General features: G+C 65.3%; 2 protein-coding genes. Both read left to right on the plus strand.

Features of this window, described 5'->3' with window-relative positions; translation table 11 throughout:
- The coding region (locus VJ307_10980; protein ID HJX74659.1) for a hypothetical protein at positions 1-300 on the plus strand (300 nt) is incomplete at its 5' end.
- A gap of 429 nt (positions 301-729) precedes the next feature.
- A partial coding sequence (locus VJ307_10985) for a VCBS repeat-containing protein (GenBank protein HJX74660.1) occupies positions 730-2,178 on the plus strand: 1,449 nt, incomplete at its 3' end.

Genomic DNA, 2,178 nt, shown 5'->3' on the forward strand with positions numbered 1-2,178 from the left:
GCCGAGGCGCTCTCCGGCGCGGACTCGGTCATCCTCGCGGGGGTGTACGGGGCGGAGAAATTCCCCCTGGAAGACCGGCTGGACCCGGAGGAGGTGGTCGCCTCCCTCCGGGGGGTCGGACGGAATGCGGAATATATCGAAAAGGTCGACCGAATCGTAACGCATCTCTCCGGAACGTCGCGCGCCGGGGACCTGATCCTCATCATGTCGAACGGGGGATTCGGGGGGATCCAGGGGAAGCTGGTCCGGTCGCTGGAAACCCGCTCCATCGTCCCGCCGGTCCCCGGGAAGCCTCCCTGAAAGAGGGCGCTTGTGACCGGGGACCCTGGCTCGCGGGGGGCTTCCTCGTCGCTACGCTCGCGACCTGCGACCGCTCGCTGCCTGCGTTCATACATTCGCGGAAATCCCCGCCCGGCGTCCAGGGATCCGTTTCCGAAGAGGCCGTGCACCGAGAGGGCCGATGCGCCCCGACCGGCGAGGCGCCCGATCGAGGCGTACCCGCTGTGGTACGGCGAGGGAGGGCAACGAAGCCGGCGGGGATGCAGCGGTCCTCGAATGCCGGGATCTGAGGGAATGGATCCCTGGAGGCCGGTGCCCCGGGTCCCCGGTCGCAGCAAACTGCCGCCAGTGCTCGGCTCACTCATTGTTTATGTTTGACTTTCCCGGAGCGTCTGGTAGATTCAGCCCGATATGGGGTGGGGACGGAGCAAAAACGCTGCATGGCCCTTGTTGTTTCTCCTGTTCGCGGGCCTGCCGGCGGTTTCTTCGGTGGCTTGGGCCGCGGAGTACCCCCGGCGCATCGCGATTGCGCCGTTTGCCGTCCTGGGACCCCAGGAGGAAATCCGGCAGACGGTCGACATCCTTCCCCGCCTCCTTTCTTCCCGCCTGATGGCGCTTGCGGGCGCCGAGGTTCTCCTGCTTTCCCCCGCAGACAAGCCTGCGGGGGATGCCGCGAAGAAAGCCGGACTGCCCCTGCTGCTGAACGGAACGGTCGCGAAGCTGGGGGCGGGATACAGCATCGACGTGACCGTGTCCGACCTTTCGACCGGGCAGACGGCCGGCGCCTTTTTCATTGCGGCCGCTACGGTGGACGAGATCATCCCTCGGCTGGGCGACCTGGCCTCCGACATCTCGGAGAAGATGTTCGGCGTGAAGACGGCGGTCAGGACCTCTCCGCCGCCCACGCCGGTTCCGCCTCCGGTTTCCCCTCCCGCGATTCCGGCCCCGGCCGGCGCCGCGGGAGCTCAGATTGCTGTTTTGCCTCCCGCACCGGCCTTGCCTTCCCCCCAGACTGCCGCCACCCCCTCTGCCGCACCCCCTCCCTCCAAAGCGGAATGGGTCCCCTCCTCTCTTAAAAAGGTCGCGGAGTCCGGCAGGATCGCCGACGAGCTCCACGGGGTCGTGTCCGGGGACGTGGATCCCGAGGGGAACGGCGAAGTCATCGCCTACGGCAGGAAAGGGATCCACCTGTACCGCGTGAACGGGTCGGAGATCATGCCGAAGGCCAGGATCACGGATGGAATACCGGGCCATATCCTGAACGTCGAGGCGGTCGATCTCGACGGGGACGGAGAGAAGGAAATCGTAGTGACCGGTATCGACGGGGAGAGTCTCCGGTCCACGGTCCTGAAGAAAAAAGGGGAAACCTTCGGGAAGGTCGCCGACCGCCTTCCCTACCACCTCGTTCTCCTCCCGGACTGGCAGGGGAAGAAGGTTTTGGCCGGCCAACAACAGGGAGGCGATTTCCCCTTCCACGGGAAACTGTATGCGATGGTCTGGGACGGGAAGACCCTCAGGATGGGTGAGGCACTTCCGGCGGATACGCTGCTGGCGCCTCTTTCCTCCGGAATCCTGGGCCTCACCTCGGCGAGGTTCGGGGAGGAGTGGAAATGGATTTACACGGATAAGAATGACAATCTCCGCGTTCTTGCCGCTGGCGGGGTCCCCGAATACAAGACCGACGCGGACTACGGATGGTCGGGGGATTCCTTCGAGTGGGGACTCTACCTGCCGCGTCAGGGAAAAACCCGGTTTTACGTCAGAAAGGCGGCCCGCGTTTCCCCGGGGCCGGACGGAAGACCGCTGATCCTGATACCGAAAGCGGAACAGGGGCCGCTGAGCATGGAATTTTCCAGCAAGACCACCCGCCTCGTTCTTCTCCGTTGGGACGGGGGGGAG

The sequence above is a fragment of the Candidatus Deferrimicrobiaceae bacterium genome (assembly GCA_035256765.1).
In the GTDB taxonomy this organism is placed as follows: Bacteria; Desulfobacterota; Deferrimicrobia; order Deferrimicrobiales; family Deferrimicrobiaceae; genus CSP1-8.